Raw genomic sequence first — 2,168 nt, forward strand, 5'->3', positions numbered from 1 at the left:
AGGCGATGGCTGACTGGGCTGGAGGGGTCACCGGGCTCCACTACATCCCACCCGGTGCCCCGTGGCGCAACGGCTATGTGGAGTCCTTCAACAGCCGAATCCGAGACGAGTGTCTGAACATCACCAGCTTCTGGTCCCTAACCCATGCTCGGGTGATCATCGGTGATTGGAAGAAGGAGTACAACACCATCAGAGGCCACTCAGCGCTGGGATACCGCAGCCCGGCTGAGTATGCTGAAACCTGTACCCATTGAGAACCGCGGCTCTCATAACGCGTGGACCTACTCCCGGGGGCATTCCATCTCGGGGACGCAAGCATAAGCGCGCCTATGCGTTAAAGAGCTATTTGGCGTGGACGTATCTGAAACCGAGTGAGGGTGGCGATGGGTACAGCAAAGTTCTTGTTGTCGATGACACGTGCATCGTGAATCCATCGGCACCATCGATCTTCGCGGAGCATTCTGAAGCCTCGTTGGCGATGACGTCAACGAGCCGTTACCACGCACGTCGCAGCCATAAACACATTAAGAGCTTGGCGGCCCTAGGTTATCTTTCTACTGTGCCGTATAACGCTGCCGCTTACGGAAATACGGACGTCGTTCTGTATGACTGGACGGTTCGTGATGTTTTCTCACCTGAGAATCTGATGCGTTATCAGCGTCTGCTGGAGGCTTCTTTTCCTCACCAGACAACTTTGTATTGGCTCCAGCAGACGTTCGATGTCCCATTGACAGTGCTGGACAAGTCTTGGAACAGGACTCCTGCGGCGAAGCTGGCCCGGGATGAGAAACGCGCCTTGCAGGATATTCGGCACAGTGACGTGGATCTCTGCGGCAATTGGATTATGCACGTTACGGGAGCCTTCTCGAATCGGCAACAACTCGTCGAGTCAATTGCCACTGAGTACAAGGGGCTTCCATACACCTGACCTCTGCGCACAGGATCGTGTCGGTCGAAGACCGCGCGAAACGACTTAGCCAAGAGTCTAAGATCCCAGGAGCTACACGGCGAGCAAGGGATTCTGACCAGGGCGGAGGTTACTTGCGCCCGTTACCGATGCCCGGCAACGGTCACATCGCTCCTGTAATGTAAGACGTTGGACCTACTTGCAGAATGCAGCCATGAACGGTCCGGCCGGCCGCGAACACTGCTGAAGCATCAGTCCAATAGGATCTGAGTTAGATAAGGAGCATTCTGTCGTGCGTCATGTGATTGTTACGATGTCAAGAGGCGACGAACATCGGCTTCGCGACTGGGTTGCCTACCACACCTCTTTGGGCTTCGACGAGATCATAATTCTCTTAGACAACCCAATAGATAGCAGCTTGGAGATTCTCGAAGAAATAGGTCGAGAGTCCTCCGCCTCAATCGTCGTTGAAGTCCTGGAGAAGGACGGCCCCTACTTCGATGGAATGGACTCGCGTGAACGCTGGGCCGCCATCAACCAGTGGAAAAAGAAACACGCCAACGACATAGCAGAGTCCGGACTACCCATAGTGGACCCGCTCTCCATGCGCCAGTATAAAAACCTACCTGGCGTCCTATCTAAGCTCGCCGATGAGGGCCCCGCAGGCTGGGTAGCCGTGATTGACGTGGACGAGTACCTAGTCCTGCCTGGCGGCACCACTATTGGAGAACTCACAGTAAATGCGAAGAAACCTCGTCTAAGATTCTTAAACTTTAATTTCGACATGAGCGAGTGGGATGGACGCTCTTGCGTCAGAAACTTCACCCGCAGGTGGACATTCGAAGACATCCAAGCGTACGGAAAAGGATGGCAAAATCGAGTAAAGAGCCTGGTTCGTTTCGACAGATCCGTTCCTCTAATATCTGTCCACGCAATTTCTCGGGGGCCATTTGAGGTACTCCCGCCGCAGGACTACCGACTCCATCACTATAAATTCCCGCTACAAGGGATTCCGATTTCTTACAATCACGATGACAAAACTATTTCAGAACCGCTGAACGCTCCCCGCAAGGAAAAACAGTGAAGAACCTCCGCGAATCCCCTGAATTCTTCGAACTTGCCTCCAAAATTATGGCGCGAGCGGACGGACGCTCCATTGTTTTCTCCGCTGCACGAGGGAACTGGGGAGACGGTCTTATCAATTACGGAACTCGCCAGTTTTTGGAGTATTACCATATTCCCTACGAAGAGGTACATAAGC

Annotated in this window: 4 protein-coding genes; all 4 read left to right on the forward strand. The window is 53.6% G+C overall.

Going from position 1 to position 2,168, the window contains the following annotated elements:
* Window positions 1-254, forward strand: a 254-nt coding sequence (locus TX78_RS14225; RefSeq protein WP_233722179.1) for an integrase core domain-containing protein, incomplete at its 5' end; no start/stop codon positions are given.
* Window positions 255-346: 92 nt separating this feature from the next.
* Window positions 347-928, forward strand: a complete 582-nt coding sequence (locus TX78_RS13700; protein WP_147640428.1) for a hypothetical protein — start codon at window positions 347-349, stop codon at window positions 926-928.
* Window positions 929-1,199: 271 nt separating this feature from the next.
* Window positions 1,200-1,991, forward strand: coding sequence for a glycosyltransferase family 2 protein (locus TX78_RS05455; protein ID WP_147640429.1), 792 nt, complete (start codon window positions 1,200-1,202; stop codon window positions 1,989-1,991).
* On the forward strand, window positions 1,988-2,168 hold a 181-nt coding region (locus tag TX78_RS14230), incomplete at its 3' end, for a hypothetical protein (RefSeq protein ID WP_044494289.1). The genes TX78_RS05455 and TX78_RS14230, both read left to right, overlap by 4 nt.

It is taken from the genome of Nesterenkonia massiliensis, from assembly GCF_000455245.1.
Classification (GTDB): domain Bacteria; phylum Actinomycetota; class Actinomycetes; order Actinomycetales; family Micrococcaceae; genus Nesterenkonia; species Nesterenkonia rhizosphaerae.